Annotated in this window: 6 protein-coding genes and 1 pseudogene; 4 read left to right on the forward strand and 3 right to left on the reverse strand. The window is 38.2% G+C overall.

The window, feature by feature from the left end; translation table 11 throughout:
* Window positions 1–111 precede the first annotated feature (111 nt).
* Genes QY97_RS19720 through QY97_RS18535 form a run of 3 tightly spaced genes read left to right on the forward strand, consistent with a single transcriptional unit; the run spans window position 112 to window position 1,293 of the window.
* Window positions 112–420: a hypothetical protein gene (locus QY97_RS19720; protein ID WP_052729019.1), complete on the forward strand. Its 309-nt coding sequence runs from the start codon at window positions 112–114 to the stop codon at window positions 418–420.
* Window positions 411–968, forward strand: a complete 558-nt coding sequence (locus tag QY97_RS20585) for a hypothetical protein (RefSeq protein ID WP_156994656.1) — start codon at window positions 411–413, stop codon at window positions 966–968. The genes QY97_RS19720 and QY97_RS20585 overlap by 10 nt, the downstream gene beginning before the upstream one ends.
* Window positions 969–993: 25 nt before the next feature.
* Window positions 994–1,293, forward strand: a complete 300-nt coding sequence (locus tag QY97_RS18535; RefSeq protein ID WP_039238329.1) for a hypothetical protein — start codon at window positions 994–996, stop codon at window positions 1,291–1,293.
* A gap of 242 nt (window positions 1,294–1,535) precedes the next feature.
* On the opposite strand, the gene QY97_RS18540 is transcribed toward QY97_RS18535, so the two are convergent.
* Together QY97_RS18540 and QY97_RS18545 are read right to left on the reverse strand one after the other, a co-directional pair.
* Entirely contained in the window at window positions 1,536–2,243 is a 708-nt protein-coding gene (locus QY97_RS18540; RefSeq protein WP_039238331.1) for an IS6 family transposase, read from the reverse strand.
* Between the two features lie 95 nt (window positions 2,244–2,338).
* Window positions 2,339–2,515, reverse strand: a pseudogene (locus QY97_RS18545) (TetR/AcrR family transcriptional regulator); the annotation flags it as partial.
* A gap of 167 nt (window positions 2,516–2,682) precedes the next feature.
* On the opposite strand from QY97_RS18545, the gene QY97_RS18550 reads away from it, so the two are divergent.
* On the forward strand, window positions 2,683–3,603 hold the full coding sequence (locus QY97_RS18550; protein WP_039238336.1) for a DsbA family protein: 921 nt from the start codon (window positions 2,683–2,685) through the stop codon (window positions 3,601–3,603).
* A gap of 72 nt (window positions 3,604–3,675) precedes the next feature.
* Here the strand turns inward: QY97_RS18550 and QY97_RS20185 are convergent.
* Window positions 3,676–5,006, reverse strand: a protein-coding gene (locus QY97_RS20185) for an IS3 family transposase (RefSeq protein WP_099098599.1) whose coding sequence is annotated in 2 segments (ribosomal slippage) — window positions 3,676–4,628 and window positions 4,628–5,006 — 1,332 coding nt in all. Because the reading frame shifts where the segments join, the coding sequence is not laid out codon by codon here.
* Window positions 5,007–5,127 lie beyond the last annotated feature (121 nt).

Raw genomic sequence — 5,127 nt, forward strand, 5'->3', positions numbered from 1 at the left:
AGTGATAGGTTGATATTTTTTGCTGGTATATTTGGGTAAATAAGCGTTTCATCTTATCAAGCAAAAACTGTACACTTTATTCTAGCAGTCACAGCAGAATCAGTAAACAATGTGAATGGTATAGAAATATCTGATGAAACTTTTAATAACCTTTTATCACTAGGGTTTACTAAAGATGAAATTGAAAATATGAGTGAAGAAGTATATAACCTTAATAAAAATTTAAAAGGTGAAATAGTAGCCTCACAAACTCAATATCTTAAAATAATTGAAAATCCAGATACTATAAAGTCTCCATTCCTCTACAATGATTTGCAAACTGATCCAATAATAGTAGAGTTAGACGAAGCAACGTATAATAAAGAAGTAGCGCAAGAAAAAAACGTGCAGAAGAAAATCAAATATCGCCAATGGATATAACTGTAGAGTCATCAACTTCCTATAAAACAATGAGAACTGTTATAGCTAGATTAGGAACACAAAACTATCGCTTAAAACAAAGCATTACTTGGTCAAAGATGCCTTCTAACAGATATGTCGATGTAACTGGAATAGGAATTAATCCCTCATTCTGGGGACCAACACCTGATAGTCAATATGGTGAGCAAAAGTGGACTACATATAGTCATATGTCTGGAACCCAATCTCATAGTGCTATTTACAATACTTCTAGTACCAAATGGAGCAAAGGCATTGGTGGATATGCTTTGAGAATCGACTTGCCAAATGACAGCTTTGGAGGAGGTGCAGATGCTAAAACTGTACGCTCACTTACAAGTTATATGTACTATGCTGTAAGACCAGCAGCAGTAAATAACAGACTAGATGCTTTCGGTCACTATGCACATCAGGAAAAGAATTCAACCATTTCACCTTCAATTAGTTTATCTGGTCTAGCTTTTAGTGTAAGTCCTACTACAAGTTTCTCGTACCATCCAAATACTCATGTATTAAAAACAAATCCGTAAATCTTTAAAAGAAAGAGGTTTTTGTTTGAACAAAAACTCAGTTATCTACACCACCATAAATGTTATTATTTGGCTGTTTTTTATAGGTGTAAAGTATTACAACCTCAAATATGGAGCATTAAGTATTAGCCCTTGGGGAGCGCACAACTTTTTAAATATAACGCTCCAAATTGGTTTTATCATTTTGCCTATAATTGCCTTTATATTGTCGCTTTTGATCAACAACAAACTGATTAAATATATACTGCTGTTGGGCAATTTTGTAACTATTTATTATTTTTCACTTGCTTATATTTTAATGTGGTTAGAATTTTTTAGAGAATAAAACATGTTTATCTTAATATTAATCCACAAAGCGCAACTAAGAAAAGTTGCGCTTTAAGTTTTTCCCCTTGTTTTGGGGAGGTAGCTGGCTAGTCGTGTGGGGGCTAAACCCCACGAACTTAGCGTGATTGGATATGGCTAAAAATTTTCTTTCTGGTCGGAAGTGCTGGCGGTTTTTGGGGTTCTGGTGCAAAGATTGCATTTATTTGAAAGAGGTATATGGATTGCTAATGGAATCTGTTCTTATGCAGCCATTCCAAATAATTGATGAATGAACTTCACTTGATTTTGGACAGACTTGTCCCGTAAAGCAAGTTGTCCTTTTTTAATGGTATGCATCGCTTCTATTCCCGAAAGAATAGATTTGGCGGTACGAAATGTTTTTAATCCTAACATCGAACGAACTCTCTTTTTAATAAAACGATGATCTTGTTCTACAATGTTATTCAGATATTTTATATGCCTTATTTGGATGCCTACGGGCATCTTTTTCTCTTTCCTCAACTCTTCGATCGCCATAGGATAGGCTGGGTTCTTGTCTACTGTGATAACACGGGGCTTTGAAACATGAAAAGACCGCAAAGCTTTCTTGAAAAAGTGCTTTGCAGCCTTATGATCCCTTGTTTTGCTTAAATAAAAATCAATCGTATTTCCTTCTGAATCAACGGCACGATATAGGTACATCCATTGACCTTTGACTTTCACATACGTCTCATCGACTCTCCAAGAATCATTGGTTGGCGTAAGATGACGCCGTACTCGCTCATCTAATTCAGGACCATACTGATGAACCCAACGCATGATGGTTGTATGAGCAATGGATAAGCCGCGTTCTTCCATCATTTCGACTAAATCACGAAAACTGAGGTTGTACCGTAGGTACCATCTTACGGTTAATAAAATAATATCAGGTTGATAATGTTTCCACTTGAATAGATTTTGCTTTTCCATACTGATCACGTCCTTTTTTAGAGTACTAGTATCAGTATGTCCAAGATTTAGAGATTATTTGCAAGTATCTTGCAGTTTTTGCACCAGAACCCCCATAAATCATATTTGTCCTGAACATGATAATAAAACGTCGCGCGGTTGATCATTGCTTCTGTGGTAATGTCCTTAACGGTAATATCCTTAAATTCTTTTTTCTCCGATAAGTCAATGAAGGAATCCATGATTAGCTTACGGGTACGAAGAATCCGGGGATCCGTTTTTGAATCGATCATGTCACTATCCCTCCTGCTTTTTAAACAATTTGTTGGATGTGTTGTAAAAGCAACACATCCAGCGGGCTATTGGTGCAGATGTATTTGATTATGGACTAAAATGTGATTACAGAGCAAATGCAGGGCCTTTTTAAACAAAACCTAAATAGAAAGGAAGGGAAAATGAATTGAAGGATAATAATATGATCTGTGATATAGAAACAGGTGTATGTGGAGCAGCTGGGGAGGAAGAAATGGAGATGATTGATTTTAATCAACCGAAAAAATCGATTAACCTTTATTATGTAACGGACCCTATTTGTTCCCACTGCTGGGCACTAGAACCTGTTCTTCGCCGCTTTGTCGAGCAATATGGCCACTATTTTAACCTCCATACCGTCATGGGCGGCTTGCTGGAAAAATGGGGGGACGGTCCTGTTGATCCCGCAAACGGGATTTATGGGCCTGCTGATGTGGCTGGCCACTGGAGAGAAGTTGGAGAGCATGCGCGTATGCCTATTGACGGAACACTGATGATTGACAATCCTGTTCAATCCTCCTTCCCTCCTTCCCGGGTATTCAAAGTGATTCAAAAACAGCATAACGAGACACTTGCCTATGAATACTTGCGGCGTGCAAGAGAAGCCCTTTTCGCGTTTAACCGCAATATTGCGGATCCAGCGGTGATGACGGAGATTGTCAATAATCTTGGGCTTGACGGAGAAGCCATTGTAAATGAGGCGGAGCAACCGGGCGGGCAACAGTTATTAAATGAAGATTTTGCACTGGCCAGAAGCCTGGGTGCCAGAGGGTTTCCAACGATTATTATGGTCAATGAAGAAAATAAAGGTGTAAAAATCGTGGGCGGCCGCTCCGTTGACTATTATATTGAAGGGTTAAAGCAAGTCCTAAATAAAGAAGACCTGCAGCCTAAGCAGCAGCCTCCTCTCTCTAGCTTGCTTAGAAAAGAAAAACTTCTATTCTCAAAGGAAATCGAAGTGATGTATGACCTTGATCCACTAGAGGTTGATTCATTCGTTCAACAAGAATTGTCATCAGGCACGTATGAAACAAAAGAGCTTCTTTGTGAAAGATATTATGCGGTGTGAAAATAAAAAGGGAGACAGCCTCTGAATTGCGCCCTATAAAGTAGACAGTTTAATAAAAAGAGATGCTGCTTTCTACGCAGCGATGAGATGACTCCGGTAAGCTGCTGGAGTCATCTTTTTTAAGGTCCATTGCTTTCTATTCGTGTTATAGTGCTCCATATATTCATCAATCATATTCTTTAAATCTGCTAAGTTATTTGCTTCTTTGTAATCTACTTCATCCTTTAAATGTCCAAAGAATGATTCCATTGGGGCATTATCTAGACAGTTTCCTTTACGGGACATGGATGGAATGAGTCCTAATGCTTTGACGCGTTTTTGATATTCTGGGTGTGTATAATGGAATCCTTGATCCGAGTGAAGCATTGCCTCTGGATGAATATTTTCATTTAATGCTTCCTTTAATTTTTTTAGTGTTCTATACACAATACTCATTCGTAAACTGGTGGAGAGCTCATAAGCGACTATTTCTCTTGTAGCGACGTCTTTTACGCAGGACAAATAAGCCGTTTGACCACCTTGAATTTGCAGATAAGTAATATCGGTTAAAAATACTTTCCCTGGCTCATCCTGTTTAAAATCTCGATTTAGATGGTTTGGCACTGCTCTATGTACTTCAGTTGCTTTGGCCATTGCGCGATAGGGATTAGCTTGTCTCACTTTCGCAAAGAAGTTAAATTTACGCATTAATCGAAGAATCTTTTTATGATTCATGGGTGTAACGAGGAGATCGGCTAATGCCATGTATAAGCCACGATAGCCAATTTTTCCTTTAGCCCTGTCATAAATTGATTTTAGCAGGAGATAGTCCTGATAATCTTGTTCATCACGAATGGCTTGCTTTTCACTATTTTGAAGCCATTTATAATAACCACTTCGACTGACACCTGTTAACTCACATAAATAACTTGTCATATTCTTTAGTTGATAAAGACGAATCACTTCATTAATGACTTGATACTTCTCTTGGGGTGTTAGAATCGTCTCTTCTTCGCCTGCCTTTCGAGTGCTTCGAGCTTTTTTAGCAATTCTAATTCAGCTTCTAAATATTTAATCCGTGCTTCTGCTTTTTCTAGTTTTTTCTCAGCTGAAAGCTGTTTAGAAGTAGGGCGTCCAGTACTGCCTTTCCCCCGACGTTCTTCTAACAAACCTGGTTCCCCAGAGGTTTTATATGTTGTTCTCCAGCGACTAAGCGCGCTTTGTGCTTTCTTGAGCCCAATCATCTCTAAATCAAACCCAGCTTCGATAAAGATCTGAGCAGGCCCTTTACCAGCTAAATTCTCTTTTACCGCTCGAATTTTAAATTCGGCAGTATATTGAATCGCACGATCAGATACAGATGCGACATTTGGGTTCTTTTCTAAGACTTGTCGTTGATGTTCATTGAAAATGATCTTACTCATAGTAACTTCTCCCGTCCTAATATATAGATTTTAGTATAACGGGGTTTTAAGCTAAGAAAAATAGAAAAACCCCGAATAGGTCCACTTTTTTTAAAGTGTCTACTATTCGGGGTTCAGTTCA

Origin of the sequence: Bacillus thermotolerans (genome assembly GCF_000812025.2) — a bacterium.
In the GTDB taxonomy this organism is placed as follows: domain Bacteria; phylum Bacillota; class Bacilli; order Bacillales; family Domibacillaceae; genus Quasibacillus; species Quasibacillus thermotolerans.